The organism is Herbihabitans rhizosphaerae (genome assembly GCF_004216555.1).
Lineage (GTDB): Bacteria > Actinomycetota > Actinomycetes > Mycobacteriales > Pseudonocardiaceae > Herbihabitans > Herbihabitans rhizosphaerae.
Window position 1 is genome coordinate 51,614 of sequence record NZ_SGWQ01000004.1, and the last position, 13,935, is coordinate 65,548.

At 70.7% G+C, this 13,935-nt stretch carries 15 protein-coding genes; 5 read left to right on the top strand and 10 right to left on the bottom strand.

What is annotated here, in order from left to right:
* Positions 1–34: 34 nt before the first annotated feature.
* Genes lipA through EV193_RS13540 form a run of 3 tightly spaced genes read right to left on the bottom strand, consistent with a single transcriptional unit; the run spans position 35 to position 2,564 of the window.
* On the bottom strand, positions 35–1,036 hold the full coding sequence (lipA, locus tag EV193_RS13530) for a lipoyl synthase (protein WP_130344470.1): 1,002 nt from the start codon (positions 1,034–1,036) through the stop codon (positions 35–37).
* 44 nt (positions 1,037–1,080) lie between these two features.
* A complete protein-coding gene (locus tag EV193_RS13535; protein ID WP_130344471.1) occupies positions 1,081–2,022 on the bottom strand; it encodes an oxidoreductase in 942 nt (313 codons plus the stop codon).
* 20 nt (positions 2,023–2,042) lie between these two features.
* On the bottom strand, positions 2,043–2,564 hold the full coding sequence (locus tag EV193_RS13540; protein WP_130344472.1) for a hypothetical protein: 522 nt from the start codon (positions 2,562–2,564) through the stop codon (positions 2,043–2,045).
* A 128-nt stretch (positions 2,565–2,692) separates the two neighbouring features.
* Between EV193_RS13540 and EV193_RS13545 the strand changes: the two genes are divergently transcribed.
* Positions 2,693–3,295 carry a TetR/AcrR family transcriptional regulator gene (locus EV193_RS13545; protein WP_130344895.1) on the top strand — a complete coding sequence of 201 codons (603 nt, stop codon included), beginning with the start codon at positions 2,693–2,695 and terminating at the stop codon, positions 3,293–3,295.
* Here the strand turns inward: EV193_RS13545 and lipB are convergent.
* From lipB to lpdA, 5 genes are all read right to left on the bottom strand, one after another.
* Complete coding sequence (lipB, locus tag EV193_RS13550) at positions 3,292–4,017, bottom strand: lipoyl(octanoyl) transferase LipB (RefSeq protein WP_130344473.1); 726 nt, start codon at positions 4,015–4,017, stop codon at positions 3,292–3,294. The genes EV193_RS13545 and lipB overlap by 4 nt on opposite strands.
* A 9-nt stretch (positions 4,018–4,026) precedes the next feature.
* On the bottom strand, positions 4,027–4,638 hold the full coding sequence (locus EV193_RS13555) for a phosphatase PAP2 family protein (RefSeq protein WP_242613364.1): 612 nt from the start codon (positions 4,636–4,638) through the stop codon (positions 4,027–4,029).
* The gene (locus EV193_RS13560; RefSeq protein ID WP_130344474.1) at positions 4,635–5,516 is read right to left on the bottom strand and encodes a TIGR01777 family oxidoreductase; all 882 of its coding nucleotides are present in this window, start codon (positions 5,514–5,516) and stop codon (positions 4,635–4,637) included. Before EV193_RS13560 ends, EV193_RS13555 begins: the two co-directional genes overlap by 4 nt.
* Positions 5,517–5,652: 136 nt before the next feature.
* A complete protein-coding gene (gene sucB, locus EV193_RS13565) occupies positions 5,653–7,440 on the bottom strand; it encodes a 2-oxoglutarate dehydrogenase, E2 component, dihydrolipoamide succinyltransferase (protein ID WP_130344475.1) in 1,788 nt (595 codons plus the stop codon).
* Positions 7,441–7,493: 53 nt separating this feature from the next.
* Positions 7,494–8,882 (bottom strand): dihydrolipoyl dehydrogenase, encoded by a 1,389-nt coding sequence (lpdA, locus tag EV193_RS13570; RefSeq protein WP_130344476.1) that lies wholly within the window; start codon positions 8,880–8,882, stop codon positions 7,494–7,496.
* 174 nt (positions 8,883–9,056) lie between these two features.
* On the opposite strand from lpdA, the gene EV193_RS13575 reads away from it, so the two are divergent.
* On the top strand, positions 9,057–9,410 hold the full coding sequence (locus tag EV193_RS13575; RefSeq protein ID WP_130344897.1) for an oxidoreductase: 354 nt from the start codon (positions 9,057–9,059) through the stop codon (positions 9,408–9,410).
* A gap of 6 nt (positions 9,411–9,416) precedes the next feature.
* Here EV193_RS13575 and EV193_RS13580 read toward each other — a convergent pair whose 3' ends face one another.
* Positions 9,417–9,977 carry a TetR/AcrR family transcriptional regulator gene (locus EV193_RS13580; protein WP_130344477.1) on the bottom strand — a complete coding sequence of 187 codons (561 nt, stop codon included), beginning with the start codon at positions 9,975–9,977 and terminating at the stop codon, positions 9,417–9,419.
* Positions 9,978–10,074: 97 nt separating this feature from the next.
* Between EV193_RS13580 and EV193_RS13585 the strand changes: the two genes are divergently transcribed.
* Both EV193_RS13585 and EV193_RS13590 read left to right on the top strand, forming a co-directional pair.
* Entirely contained in the window at positions 10,075–10,578 is a 504-nt protein-coding gene (locus EV193_RS13585; RefSeq protein WP_130344478.1) for a methyltransferase family protein, read from the top strand.
* A 138-nt stretch (positions 10,579–10,716) separates the two neighbouring features.
* The gene (locus EV193_RS13590; RefSeq protein WP_130344898.1) at positions 10,717–11,442 is read left to right on the top strand and encodes a DUF998 domain-containing protein; all 726 of its coding nucleotides are present in this window, start codon (positions 10,717–10,719) and stop codon (positions 11,440–11,442) included.
* On the opposite strand, the gene EV193_RS13595 is transcribed toward EV193_RS13590, so the two are convergent.
* Positions 11,443–12,930 (bottom strand): leucyl aminopeptidase, encoded by a 1,488-nt coding sequence (locus EV193_RS13595; RefSeq protein WP_130344479.1) that lies wholly within the window; start codon positions 12,928–12,930, stop codon positions 11,443–11,445.
* Positions 12,931–13,074: 144 nt separating this feature from the next.
* Between EV193_RS13595 and EV193_RS34085 the strand changes: the two genes are divergently transcribed.
* A complete protein-coding gene (locus EV193_RS34085; protein WP_130344480.1) occupies positions 13,075–13,929 on the top strand; it encodes a hypothetical protein in 855 nt (284 codons plus the stop codon).
* Positions 13,930–13,935: the final 6 nt, after the last annotated feature.

Genomic DNA, 13,935 nt, shown 5'->3' on the forward strand with positions numbered 1-13,935 from the left:
CCGGATCCCCCTACGGCCTGATTTCGCGGTCAGACTAGCGGCTGAGGATCGAGCCGATCTCCTGGCGTGCCGGTCCCGACTCGACGAGGTGCCGCAGGTTCTCCGGCACCTCCTCGCCGCGGTGGGCCTTCGCCTGCGCGTACAGCCGCCCGGCCCGGTACGACGAGCGCACCAGCGGCCCGGCCATCACGCCGGCGAAGCCGATCTTCTCGGCGGACTCCTTGTGCCGCACGAACTCCTCCGGCTTCACCCAGCGGTCGATCGGGTGGTGCCGCAGGCTCGGGCGCAGGTACTGGGTGATCGTGATGATGTCGGTGCCGGCGTCGTGCAGGTCCTGCAGCGCCTCGGTGACCTCGTCGGGCGTCTCGCCCATGCCGAGGATCAGGTTGGACTTGGTGACCAGACCGAACTCGCGGGCGCGCGTGATCACGTCCAGCGAGCGCTCGTACCGGAATCCCGGCCGGATCCGCTTGAAGATCCGCGGCACGGTCTCCAGGTTGTGCGCGAGCACCTCCGGCCGCGAGCCGAACACCTCGGCGAGCTGGTCGGGGTCGGCGTTGAAGTCCGGGATCAGCAACTCGACGCCGGTGCCCGGGTTCAGCTCGTGGATCTGGCGGACGGTCTCGGCGTACAGCCACGCGCCGCCGTCGGCCAGGTCGTCCCGGGCCACACCGGTGACCGTGGAGTACCGCAGGCCCATCGCCTGGACCGACTCGGCGACCTTGCGCGGCTCGGTGCGGTCCAGCGCCGCCGGCTTGCCGGTGTCGATCTGGCAGAAGTCGCACCGGCGGGTGCACTGGTCACCGCCGATGAGGAACGTCGCCTCGCGGTCTTCCCAACATTCGAAGATGTTCGGACAGCCCGCCTCCTCGCACACCGTGTGCAGGCCTTCGCGTTTGACCAGGCTCTTCAGTTCGGTGTACTCGGGCCCCATCTTGGCCCGGGTCTTGATCCACGAGGGCTTTCGCTCGATGGGCGTCTCGCTGTTGCGGACCTCGAGCCGCAGCAACTTCCGCCCCTCCGGGGTCACCGTCACGCCTGTCACGTTACGCCCAGGGCCTGAGTGTCCGGGCTCACACGTCACGCCGGGTCGGGGGTGATCCCGGTGAGTTCGGCGGTGCGGTCCCAGAGCGTGCCGGCCAGCTCGGTGCTGGTGGCCGCGCGGCGCGCCTTGACGTGGCCGGGCGTGCCGAAGAACTCTCCAGGCCCGGTCGGCCCGATGAAGTCGCCACCCCGCACGTCGGCCACGGTGGCGGCATAGAGCTGGGGGAGCGCGCCGCGCTTGACCGACTGGCTGACCACTTTGTAGCCGAAGTCGAAAGCCATGGTCAGCACGTTGTTGACCATGCCGGTGCCGCGCGAGCGCATCGAGTTGGCGGCCAGCTCGGTGTCGGTGACACCGGGGTGCGCGGCGATGCTGGCCAGGTCGAGCTCAGCGGCACGGGCCCGCCGGTCCAGCTCGAAGGCGAACAGCAGGTTGGCCATCTTGCTCTGGCTGTACGCGCTGCCGGACGTGTAGCGGCGGCGCTCGAAGTTCAGGTCGTCCACGTCCAAGCCGCCGCCGCGGTGCGCGACGCTGGACAGTGTCACCACCCGCGCGCCAGGAGTGGCACGCAGCGCGGGCGCGAGCAGCCAGGTGAGTGCCGCGTGCCCGAGGTGGTTGGTGCCCAGCTGCAGCTCGAACCCGTCCGCGGTCTTGCGGTTCGGGGTGGCCATCACGCCGGCGTTGTTCATCAGCACGTGCAGCGTGTCGCCGGTCTTGTCGCGCACCTCGGCGGCGGCCGCGCGCACGGACGACAGGTCGGCGAGGTCGAGCTGGATCAGCTCGGCCTCGCCGCCGATGTCACGTACCTGGTGCACGGCGTCCTCGCCGCGCTCGGGCGACCGGCAGGCGAGCAGCACCTTCGCGCCCTTGCCGGCCAGCACGATCGCGCTGCGCAGGCCGAGCCCGGAGTTGGCCCCGGTGATCAGGACGGTCTTGCCGGTCTGGTCCGGGATGTCGGCCTCGCTCCAGCGCGTCATACCGAAGATCGTAGAGCCGATCAGGCGCTGGGCACGAGCCGACGCAGCAGTTGCTCGACCGGGTTTCGACGTCGGGCGGGCCGCTGCGGCACGCTGTGCAGCAACGCGTTGAACGCCACGCCGACCCGGGTGATCTCCTCGTCTGGCTCGGTGATCTCGGCGAGTCCCGCGGTCAGCGCGAGCATCCGCTGCTCGGCGCGCACCGCCCGGCCGAACGTGCCGCCGACGCGGTCGGAGTTCGTGTCCAGGATCGCCCGCAGTGCCGAGTTCTCGTCCGCGGCCTTGTGCCACGCCTCGGTCACCGCTTCGACCCGGTCGATCGACGAGTCGCGGTCGGCCTCGGCCAGCGCCATGTCGACACGCGCGGTGAGCTTCAACGTCCACCGGTAGTGCAGCGCGGCGAGCAGCTCGTCCGGCCCACTGAAGATCTCGGAAACCCCTGGTACCTCGTCGAACGGCAGCCCACCACCCGGGTTGCGGGTGGCGTGCTGAATGACGGCGTCGAGCGCGTCGCGCCGTCGGTAGTAGTCGTTCCAGCTCATGGCTTGCCTCCCCTCCGCAGTTCTGGTGATACCGCCGGTTTGCGGCATACCGTCGGTACGGTCCGACAAGGCCAACGTACCATCGGTACGTACCGGCGGTATGTCGTACGGTTGTGAGCGTGGTGACATTGCGGTCGCGGCGAGCGGACTACTCCGAGTCCACCAGACAGGCATTGGTGGACTCGGCGGTAGAGCTGTTCACCAAGCGCGGCTACGCGGCCACGTCGCTGGATGCCGTGACCAAGCGCGCGCGGGTCACCAAGGGCGCGCTGTACCACCACTTCAGCGGCAAGCAGGCGCTGTTCGAGGCCGCGTTCAGCGCGGTGGAGACGGCGGTGTTGAAGCGCCTCGGCGAGGTCGCCGTCGCCGGGCCCGGCTCGCCGTGGGACCGGGCGATGCGCGGTGTCGAGGCCTACGTGCAGGCCTGCCTCGAACCCGCGTACCAGCGAATCGTGATCCACGAGGGCCCGGTCGTGATGGGCTGGGAGCGCTGGCGCGAGGCGGAGGACCATTTCAGCTACGGCCTCATCCGGACGGTGATCCAGAGTCTGATCGAGGCGAAGGAGATCGTCGAGCTACCGGTCGAGGTCACCGCGCGGATGCTGTTCGGCGCGCTGTCCTCGGGCGCTACCTTCCTGGCCAACGCCACGGACCCGAAGAAGGCCAGTGCGGAAGTGTCCAACGCGATCACCCAGGTGCTCACCGGTCTGCGGATCAAGAAGGACGACTAGGTCCGCACCGCGAACGTGACGCCGGGGCTCTCCGGCTCGGCCCGCGACACCCACCGGTCGGTGATCGGCAGGTCGCCCTCCAGCGCCGCGAGTACGGCGTCGCGGGCCAGCGGCAGCACCTCGGCCACCGGCACGTCCCGCCCCAGTTCCTCGGACAGCGAGGTGACACCGGCGTCGGCGATCCCGCACGGCACGATCCGGTCGAACGCGCTCAGGTCGGCGTCGCAGTTGATCTCGAAGCCGTGCATGGTCACGCCACGCTGTACCCGGATGCCGATCGCGGCGATCTTGCGTTCCGGGCGCTGCTCGCCGGCCGCGAGCCACACGCCGCTGCGCCCCTCGACCCGACCGGTGCGCAGGCCGAGCTTGTCGCACACGGTGATCAGCGCTTCCTCGAGGCGGCGCACGTAGGCCACCACGTCCACCGGATCGTCGAGCTTGACGATCGGATAGCCGACCAGTTGGCCCGGCCCGTGCCAGGTGATCTTGCCGCCGCGGTCGACGTCGATCACCGGCGTGCCGTCGGTCGGCCGCTCCTGCTCCTCGGTGCGCTTGCCGGCGGTGTACACCGACGGGTGCTCCAGCAGCAGCAGCGTGTCCGGTCCGGCCTCGTCGGCCCGGGTGGCGGCGATCTCGCGCTGCAGTTCCCAGGCGGCGGTGTACTCGATGGTCCCCAGTTCCCGGACGGTCACGGGGTCGGCGGTGGCACGACAGGAGCTCACGCCGCGAGATTACGCCGGGAGCAGGCGCAGTGCGACGGACGTGAGCAAGCCGACTCCGAGCACGCCGATCGTGGCGCCGACGGTGTCGGTGAGCCAGTGCACGTCCAGCACCAGCCGGCACAGCGCGGCCAGCGCGATCGCCACCGACGACCACACGACGACCGCGGTGCCGAACCGGTGCGGCCACAGCCTTCGGCACAGCACGCAGGCGGTCACCGCGACGGCGGCCACCGACACCACATGCCCGCTCGGGAAGCTCCAGCCGGGGTAGTCCTGCGGCCGGACGCGCTCGTACACCTCCTTGAACAGCGACACCGCGCGGCACACCCCGAGCAGCACCAGCACGCGCACCAGCACGCCGGCCAGTTCGCGCTGTCCGCGCCGCCAGGCCAGCACGGTCCAGCCGAGCAGCAGGATCGCGGCGGCGATCGCCAGCGTCGGCCCCAGCAGCGCGCTGCCGACCTGGGCGATCCGGCCGAGCACGCCGTCGGACTGGCCGTCCAGCGCGTCGGCCACGAACCGGTCCACGGCCGTGCCCGAGTTCACCGCGATCCCGAGCGCGATGAAGAAGGCGAGCAGTGCGGCTCCTGATGCGATCAATCGCGCCGCGAGTCTGGTCACCGCGCCACCGCTGCGGCCATGGCCGCGTCGAGATCGCCGTACCGGTAGCCGAAGTCGTTGTGCCGCAACACCTTCGGCACCATTCGCTGGCTCATCACGACCTCGTCGGCGAAGTCGCCGAGTATCGCCCGCAGTGCGATCTTCGGCGCGAACCAGGGCGCCGGCCGGCCCAACGCGCGGCCGAACGCGCGGGTGAAGTCCACATTGGACACCGACTCGGGCGCGCACGCGTTCACCGGCCCCGCGATCACCTCGTGCTCGATGGCGAACCTGATCGCGGCGACATGGTCGTCGATGTGGATCCACGGCATGTACTGGCGTCCGCCGCCGAGCGTGCCGCCGAGCATTCCCCTGAACAGCGGGCGCAGCCGGCCGAGCAGGCCACCCGCGCCGGACAGCACGTGCCCGGAGCGCAGCAGCACCACGCGCGCTCCCGCGTCGGCCGCCGGCACGGTGGCGGCCTCCCAGTCGCGGCACAGGGCGGCGAGGAACCCGCCGCCGGACGGGCTGTCCTCGTCCACGATCGTGTCACCGGTGTCGCCGTAGAAGTGCGCTCCGGACGCGTTGATCATGACTGGTACGCCGTGCTCGGCGATCGCGGCGGCGATCACCTCGGTCGGCTCGATCCGGCTGTCGCGCAGTTCCTGCTTGTACGCGTGGCTCCACCGCTTGCCGCCGACGCTGGCGCCGCAGAGGTTGACCACGGCGTGCACGCCGTCCAGCGGCTCGATCACGCCGGCCGGCGGGTCCCACTGGCGCTCGTCGCCGGCCGTCGGCCGCCGGCGGACCAGCCGTAACACCTCGTGGCCCGCGGCGCGGAGCGCCGGGACGAGTGCGGTACCGACGAGACCGGAAGAGCCCGCGACGACGATGCGCATGATCCGATCGTGTCCGACCACGGCGCGTCACGCACGTTCGGGTGGTGAACAACATCCACTTCGCTGCGCGGAGTAGTGATCGACACGACGAACGCCGGCCGTCCACAGTGGACGGCCGGCGTTCGCGGCGTGTGGCCTAGAGACCGAGATCGGCCTCGAAGTTGCCCTCCTGCAAGCGGTTTTTCACCGTGGTCAGGAACCGTCCGGCGTCCGCGCCGTCCACCAGGCGGTGGTCGTAGGTGAGCGCCAGGTACACCATCGAGCGGATGGCGATCGTGTCGTCGCCGCTCTCGTCGGTGATCACCACGGGGCGCTTCACCACCGAGCCGACGCCGAGGATGCCCACCTGCGGCTGCACGATGATCGGCGTGTCGGACAGCGCGCCGTTGCTGCCGAGGTTGGTCAGCGAGAACGTGCCGCCGGCCAGCTCGTCCGGCTTGATCTTGTTCGACCGGGCGCGCGCGGCGAGGTCGGCGATCTTGTGCGACAGGCCGGACAGGTTCAGCTCGCCCGCGTTGTGGATCACCGCGTTGAGCAGGCCCTTCTCCGTGTCGATCGCGATACCCAGGTGCTCGGCACCGTGGTAGTTGATCTCCTTGGCTTCCTCGTCGATCGAGGCGTTGATCACCGGGTGCTGCTTGAGCGCCTCGACGGCCGCCTTGGCGAAGAACGGCAGGAAGGTCAGCTTCACGCCCTCGCGCTGCTCGAAGTTGGCCTTCGCCCGCTGACGCAGCCGCGCGATCTTGGTGACGTCCACCTCGAACAGCTGGGTCAGCTGCGCGGAGACGGCCAACGACTCGCGGGTGCGCTGCGCGACGATCTGCCGCAGCCTCGGCAGCTTCGCCGTGGTCCCGCGCAGCGCCTGGGCCTGCGGGGAAGCGGCGGCGGAGGCAGCGGGCGCGGACGGTGTGGCCGCTGCTGCCGGTGCGGCGGCGGCCGGAGCGGGGGCCGGTGCCTTGGCCGCCTCGGCCGCGGCCAGCACGTCCTGCTTGCGGATGCGCCCGCCGACGCCGGTGCCCCGCACGGCGGCAAGGTCGACGTCGTGCTCGGCGGCCAGCTTGCGCACCAGCGGCGTCACGTACGGGGTGCTGCCGTCCGTGCGGTCGGCCTTGGTGTCGGCCTCCGGCTCCTGCACGGCCGGTTCCTGCGCGGCAGGGGCAGCAGCGGCGGTGGGGGCCGGCTCGGGCTTCTCCTCCGCGGCCGGGGCCGGCGCGGACGGGGCCGGCGCGGACGGGGCGGGCGCGGCCTTGGCGGGTGCTGCCGAGCCGGATCCGACCACGGCGAGCTGGCCGCCGACCTCGACGGTCGCGTCCTCGTCCGCGGTGATCTCCAGCAGCGTGCCGGCGACCGGTGACGGGATCTCGGTGTCGACCTTGTCGGTGGACACCTCCAGGAGCGGCTCGTCGACCTCGATGGTGTCGCCGACCTGCTTGAGCCACCGGGTGACGGTGCCCTCGGTGACACTCTCGCCCAGCGCGGGCATGGTCACCGGAGTGCCGCCCGCGCCGCCGCCACCGGAGGACTCGTCCGACGACTCGGCCGCGGGCTCGGGCTCTTCCTCGGCAGCCGGGGTTTCCTGGGCGGCCGGCTCCTCGGCGGGGGCCTCTTCTTCGGCGGGGGCTTCCTCGGTGGCGGTCGAGCCGCCGGAGGACTGGCCCCCGTCGCTGCTCCCGCCGTCACCGTCGGCGGAGTCGCCGATCACCGCGAGCTCGCCGCCGACCTCGACGGTCGCGTCTTCCTCAGCGGTGATCTTCTGCAGCACACCCGCCGCGGGGGACGGGATCTCGGTGTCGACCTTGTCGGTGGACACCTCCAGCAGCGGCTCGTCGACCTCGACTGAGTCGCCCACCTGCTTGAGCCACCGGGTGACCGTGCCCTCGGTGACACTCTCGCCGAGCGCCGGCATCTGGACGGAGAACGCCATTGTCTTGCTGACTCCTCTGTTGGTGGTGGCTACTCGCTTGTTGGGACGCCGCGCTAGTGCACGTGCAGCGGCTTGCCGGCGAGTGCGAGGAGGGCCTCGCCGAGCGCTTCGGTCTGGGTCGGGTGCGCGTGGATCAACGGAGCGACATCCTCGGGGAACGCCTCCCAGTTGTAGATCAATTGTGCCTCGCCGATGAGTTCGCCGACGCGATCGCCGACCATCGTCACACCGACGACCGGTCCGCCGGCACCCTTTTCCCCGGCCTTGACCAGCTTCACGCCGCCGCCGGTCTTGAGGATCTGGCTCTTTCCGTTGCCGGCAAGCGAGTAGGTGTAGGTCTCGATCTCGCCGTAGCGCTCCTTGGCCTGCGCCTCGGTGAGGCCGACGGAGGCGACCTCCGGGCGGCAGTAGGTGACCCTCGGAATGCCCGCCTCGTCGATCGAGCGCGGCTCGAGGCCGGCGATCTGTTCGGCGACGAAGATCCCCTGCTGGAACCCTCGGTGCGCGAGTTGCAGGCCGGGCACGATGTCGCCGACGGCGTACACGCCGGGCACGTTGGTGCGCAGCCGGTCGTCGGTCGGCACGAAGCCGCGGTCCAGCGTGACGCCGGCCTGCTCGTAGCCGTACCCCTGGGTGTTCGGGCCCCGGCCGACGGCGACCAGCAGCAGGTCGGCGTCGATCGTGTCGCCGGAGTCCAGGGTCACCGAGACGCCGGAGTCGCCGGAGTCGCCCTGTGTGGCGCCGGTGAACTTCACGCCGGTCTTGAACCCGATCTTGCGCTTGCGGAACGCGCGCTCGAGCTGCTTGGAGGCCCACTCGTCCTCGGCGGGCACGAGGCGGGGGAGCGCCTCGACGATCGTCACCTCGGCGCCGAAGGACTTCCACACGCTGGCGAACTCGACGCCGATCACGCCGCCGCCGAGCACGATCACGCTCTGCGGGATGAAGTCCAGGTGCAGCGCCTGGTCGCTGGTGACGATCCGGCCGCCGATCTCCAGCCCGGGCAGCGACCGGGCGTAGGAACCCGTCGCCAGCACGATGTTCTTGGCGGTGTAGCGCTCGCCGGCCACCTCGACCGTGTCGGCCGACACGAGCGTGCCGGTGCCTTCGACGATCTTGACCTTGTGCGCTTTGGCGAGGCCCTGCACGCCCTTGTACAGGCCGCCGACGACGCCGTCCTTGTAGGAGTTCACGCCGGCGATGTCGATGCCGGACAGCGAGCTCTTCACGCCGAACTGATCGCCCTCGCGCGCGCTGTCGGCCACCTCGGCGGCGTGCAGCAGCGCCTTGGTCGGGATGCAGCCGCGGTGCAGGCAGGTTCCGCCGAGTTTGTCCTTCTCGACCAGGATCACTGACAGGCCGAGTTCGGCCGCTCGGAAGGCGCAGGCGTATCCGCCCGATCCGCCACCCAGGATCACGAGGTCAGCGGAAGTTTCGGTCACAGGTTCTCCTCGAAGCGGCGACATCGGTGGTTCCGGTGCTCGAGTGGTGAGCACCGGGTGTGTGCCCACCACACATCATCTTGTCACTACGTCGGGCACGCTTGCGAGGTGGCCATACAGTGGGCGGTCACTGATCAACACCTGTGTGTGGATGATGGAAGCAGCGACGAGGAGGTGGTCGACGTGGGTCTGTTCGACTCGCTGCGCCGCAAGTCCGGCGGCAAGCGCAAGGGCAAGCCGGGAACGCTGCGTACGGCGAACAAGCAGGACACGGCGCATCTGGAGGAATGGGCGGCGACCCGCCAGGGTGTGGAGGCCTACCTCGAGCCGAAGACCAATGTGACCGACACGACGGTCGTGCTGATCGCGCATGACGGCGAGTGGACCCGGCGCCGGGTGCCGAGCGAGGACGCCGCGAAGGACTTCGCGCGCAAGCGCGGCATGCCGGTGTACGAGGTGAACCGGGTCGGCTACCCGAAGCGGATGCGCGAGTACACCGAGCGGATGAAGCGCCAGCAGAAGGACTGACCCCGCTCAAAGCCCCCGCAGATAGCGCTGGATCGTGGGGCCGATGAGGCGCACCAGCTCGTCGTGATCGAGTTCCGCGACCGGCGGCAGGCGCAGCACGTGCCGGCACAGTGCGAGGCCGAGCATCTGGGTGGCGATCAGTCCTGCGCGCCGGGGCGCCTCGATCTCGCGGTCGATCACCGGGCTGATCGCCGGGACCAGTTGGCGCTTGAAGATCGTCCGCATGGTCTCGGCGGCCACGTCGTCCACGGCGACCGCGCGGGGCAGCAGTACGAGCAGGTCGCCGCCGGACTCGCCTTCCCAGCGCTCCAGGAAGTGTGCCACGAGCCGCTCGCCGAGCCGGGATCTCGGCACCTTGGTGAAGTCGGGCAGGCGCAGGTCGACGTCCACGGCGGCGGTGAACAGGTCGGCCTTGTTGCCGTAGTAGCGCATCACCATCGACGGGTCGATCCGCGCGTCGGCGGCGATCGCGCGGATGGTCGCGCCCTTGTACCCGTGCACGGCGAAGTGCGCCTTCGCCGCGTCGAGGATCGCCGCCCTGGTCGCCGCGGACCGTGGTCCATGCATGCCAACAAGCGTAGGCCAACAACTGTTGACTTTCGCCGCACGCCGCGCCACGCTGGAATTCCAACACACGTTGAGATTCGGTTTGGCGGTGATCGAGATGCGCACGGCGCATGCGGCGATCGGCAGTGCGGCCTTCTTCGCCGTCGCACCAGTGGTGGTCACGGGCCTGGTGCCCTGGCTGATCACGGACTGGCGGATGTCCGACCCGCCGCCATGGCTCGCACTGCGGATCGTCGGCGCCGTGCTGATCGTGGCCGGCGGCGCGGCGGTGGTGCACGCGTTCGTGAAGTTCGTCGTCGACGGCCTCGGCACGCCCGCGCCGATCGCTCCGCCGACGCGGCTGGTCGTGCGCGGGCCGTACCGGTTCGTGCGCAACCCGATGTACGTCGCCGTGCTCGCCGCGATCATCGGACAGGCGTCGCTGCTCGGTTCGCCGGCGCTGCTGGTGTACGCGGTGATCGTGCTGGTTCCGGTCGTCGCCTTCGTGCGCGTCTACGAGGAGCCGACACTGCGGCGCACCTTCGGCGAGGAGTACGAGCGCTACCGGCGCGCCGTGCCGGGGTGGTGGCCGAGGCTGCGCCCGTGGACCGACCGGGACTGAGAAGTCGCGGTCCACTGTGGATGGTCAACCGGAGGGTGGCTCGGAAATGGGTCAAGGGTTCGTCAAAGAGGGTGAAATCAGGGTTCTTCCCGGAGCACATCCGGGAGTTTTTCCGTCACTCTTGACGTTGTGAACAATATGGACGTGCGGCGCGACCCGGCATTGCCGGTGACGGCTGCCCGGGTTCGGCCATGGACGGTCGCCGCGACCGCGACCCTCGGCTGGGCGACCTTCATGATGGCCGTCCTGCACGTGGTCAGCTCGCGCAGTCCGGTACGGGACACGATCAGCAGCTACACGGCGACCGACCGCGGTGCCGGCATCCTCGAGGCGAGCGTGTTGTCGCTGGCCATCGGCTCGGCCGCGGTGGTCGGCGCGCTGCTCATCGCCGGCGTCCCGTTGGACCTCACCAGCTCCGTGCTGTTCGGCGCGTGGACGGTCGGCCTCGCGCTCGCCGCGATCTTCCCGGCCAGCTACGGCACCAGCGGCAACGCCATGTCCGGGGAAATCCACCAGTACGCGAGCCTGATCGCGTTCCTCAGCCTGCCCGGCGCGATCCGTTCGCTGATCGACAAGTTGCGAGATCAGCCCGGCATCGAGCGGCTGCGGGTGCTGCTCAGCCGCCTGCTCGTGATCAGCCTGGTGTGCCTCGCGCTGTTCGCGCTGGCCTACCTGGTCGCCGCGTTCCCGGAGGTGCCGGTGCTCGACGAGCTGTCCACGGTGATGCCGGTCGGGCTCGCCCAGCGACTGGCGCTGCTCGCGGACCTGACCCTGCTGGGCACGCTCGTCGTGGTCGCCCGGCGGGTGGCCCGCCTGCGCCCGGTCGAAGTGGCGACCGAGACCGGCGGGTCCACCCTCGGCTGATCAGCCGTTGGCGGCGATGTCCGCCAGCACGGCGGCGATGGTGCGCACCGGCACGCCGGTACCGCCCTTGCTGGTGTAGCCCCACGGCGAGCCGGTGTTGAACGCCGGCCCCGCCACGTCGATGTGCGCCCACGGCACGTCCTCGGCCACGAACTCGCGCAGGAACAGGCCCGCGGACAGCATGCCGCCGAACCGGTGACCGGTGACGTTGGCCAGGTCGGCCAGCCGCGAGTCCAGGTCGGCGCGCAGCTCCTCGGGCAGCGGCATGGCCCAGCCGCCCTCGCCGGTGGCCCTGGCGATCTCGGCCACCCGGTCGCGGAACTCGTCGGTCCCCATCACGCCGGCCGTGCGGTTGCCCAGCGCGACGGTCTGCGCGCCGGTCAGCGTGGCGGTGTCGATGATGTAGTCGGGCTCGTCCTCCGCGGCGCGCACCAGCGCGTCGGCCAGGATCAGCCGGCCCTCGGCGTCGGTGTTGAGCACCTCGACGGTCTTGCCGCCGTAGATGGTGAGCACGTCGCCGGGGCGGTACGCCTCGCCGGACGGCATGTTCTCCGCCATCGGCACGGTCGCGGTGACCTCCAGCGGGTACTTCAGCTTGGCGGCCAGCACCACGGCGGCGACCACGGCCGCGGCACCGCCCATGTCGCCGGTCATGTGGTCCATGTTCGGCGCGGGCTTGATCGAGATGCCGCCGGTGTCGAACGTGATTCCCTTGCCGACCAGCGCCACCTTCTTCGTGGCCTTGGAGCCCTTGTAGCGCAGGCGAACCAGGCGCGGCAGACGGCTGGAGCCGCCGCCGACGCCGAGGATGCCGCCGTAGCCGCCCTTGCGCAGCGCCTTCTCGTCGAGCACCTCGACCTCGAGGCCGGCGGCCTCGCCGAGCTTGCGCGCGCGCTCGGCGAACGAGGCGGGGAACAGGTCGTTGGGCGGGGTGTTGACCAGGTCGCGGGCGGTGGTCACGGCCTCGGCGATCGCGGTCGCGGCCTTCAGCGTCGCGCGGTTCTCCTTGGTCGCGGCGCCCACGAAGTCGATCTTGCCCAGCGGCGCGTCGCCTGCCTCGGACTTGTACTCGGTGAAGGCGTACGCGCCGAGCACGCTGCCCTCGACCGCGGCCTGCAGGTCCTGCTCGGACAGCGTGCTGAGCGCGCGCTTGGTGCCGGACAGCGCGCGGGCCGCGGCACCGGAGGCGCGCCGAACCTGTTCCGGCGCAACGGTTCCCGTGTCACCGGGCCGGCCGAGGCCGACCGCGAGTACGACCGGGGCGCGCAGTTTGCCCAGCGTCGGCAGCTTGACCACCTCGTCGGCCTTGCCGCTGGCGCCCAGCGAGGAGAGCACGTCGAGCAGACCACCCTCGAAGGCCGCGTCCACCGTGTCGGCGCCCGGCGCCAACTCGACCCCGTCGCCACCCTGCACGGTTCCGACGATCACGACGTCGGCGGTGGCCTCGGCGACAGGAGTGTCGGTCAAGGCCGGCTTCGGGTTGCTCACGCGGTCTCCTCGATATCTGTCTTATCTGGACAGTCCTCTTGGGACCGCCCTGGCTGCGGTGGGTAGTGACCCATGCTAACGACATCGGTTTCCGCCACAAGCCCCAGGTCGTTGCCGGTCTTCCCGGTTTGACACCGTATTGACGTGGCACCTGCTCTCTCCGCACTCGGCGGTATCGCTGTGATCATCGCCGCACTGCCGACCGCCGGTGCGCACGCCGGATGGTGGCTGCTGGCCGGTATCGCGATCGCCGCATGTGTCGCGCCGCTCGGCCGGCGGTCCACTGTGGACACCGGGCGTGCGGCGAAACCGTTGGCGTACTTGGAGATCCTCGGGCTCGCCGCCGCGGGTGGCGCGGTCGCCGGCACGGTCGGGCTGTACCTGGTGATCCCGTGGTGGGCACTGGCGTCGGCCGCGGTGATCGTGGTGGGGCTGTTCGCCGCGCTGGCGTCGCCGGACCGCCTGACCGTGCCGCTCGCCGCCGCCGTGCTGATCGGGCTCACTGTGTTCGTACTCACCTGCGTGACAATCACGCCGGAACAGCCCGTAGTCGTGTCCGGCGGCGGCTCGGCGGCGGGCGCGCTCGTCGCCGCGCTGGCCTGCTACCCGGCGTTCGCCGTCGGGCGGGTCCTGGCCGCCGTGGTCGTCGGCGTGACCGGTGCCGCCGTCGCCGCGGCCGCGCTGCACCAGATGGGTGCCGCCCGGTTCGGGCTGTCCCGGGCGCCACTGCGCGACGCGGTGGTGGCCGCCGACGCCGGCGCGCTGCACGGGTTCCTCGCCGTGGTCGTCGTGCTGGCCGCCGCGCTCACGGTCACGGTGTTGCTGAAGGCGGTGCGCGCCACCTCGGCTGTGGTGGCACCGGGGGACACCCCGACGATGTTCGCCGCCGTCGCGATGCTGATGGTGTGCCTCGCCGTGCCGGCGCGGACCTCGGTGCTCGTCGCGGGCGGGCTGCTGGTGGTACACCACCTTGGCGTGATCGCCGTCCGGCCCCGGTAACGTCTG

Coding starts and splice junctions, on each gene's coding strand:
- EV193_RS13535 (WP_130344471.1), bottom strand. CDS start 2,022: ATGACGCGCTGGAGCGAGGCCGACATCCCGGACCAGACCGGCAAGACC.
- EV193_RS13540 (WP_130344472.1), bottom strand. CDS start 2,564: ATGAGCTGGAACGACTACTACCGACGGCGCGACGCGCTCGACGCCGTC.
- EV193_RS13560 (WP_130344474.1), bottom strand. CDS start 5,516: ATGCGCATCGTCGTCGCGGGCTCTTCCGGTCTCGTCGGTACCGCACTC.
- sucB (WP_130344475.1), bottom strand. CDS start 7,440: ATGGCGTTCTCCGTCCAGATGCCGGCGCTCGGCGAGAGTGTCACCGAG.
- EV193_RS13580 (WP_130344477.1), bottom strand. CDS start 9,977: ATGCATGGACCACGGTCCGCGGCGACCAGGGCGGCGATCCTCGACGCG.
- EV193_RS13585 (WP_130344478.1), top strand. CDS start 10,075: ATGCGCACGGCGCATGCGGCGATCGGCAGTGCGGCCTTCTTCGCCGTC.
- EV193_RS13590 (WP_130344898.1), top strand. CDS start 10,717: ATGGACGTGCGGCGCGACCCGGCATTGCCGGTGACGGCTGCCCGGGTT.